Source organism: Pseudomonas sp. 86_A (assembly GCF_017491705.1).
Taxonomy (GTDB): domain Bacteria; phylum Pseudomonadota; class Gammaproteobacteria; order Pseudomonadales; family Pseudomonadaceae; genus Aquipseudomonas; species Aquipseudomonas koreensis.
Genome location: NZ_JAFGYS010000244.1, coordinates 1 through 244 on the forward strand (window position 1 = coordinate 1; position 244 = coordinate 244).

General features: G+C 61.5%; 1 pseudogene. It reads left to right on the forward strand.

Annotation, left to right across the window (positions count from 1 at the left end):
- Positions 1-101: 101 nt before the first annotated feature.
- Positions 102-244: pseudogene (locus J5M57_RS28855) on the forward strand (efflux RND transporter periplasmic adaptor subunit); the annotation flags it as partial.

Consider the following 244-nt stretch of genomic DNA (forward strand, 5'->3'; position numbering starts at 1 on the left):
ATTCAGCCGGCCCAGCGGAATCACCAGTTTGTTGATCGAGCGGTAATTGGCCACCGCCAGGGTCTTGAGCATGGGCGTTTCCTTCTGCCGGAACCGATAGTGTGCCGCGCCTGTACCCCTGTGGCGACAAAAAAGCCCCGGAGGAATTCTCGCCGCGGGTCTTTGTGCAAGTTGTCAAACCCGCGGACTACGCGGCTGCCGTGACCCTCACCGGTGATGTGCAGGCGCGCGTGCAGACCGAACT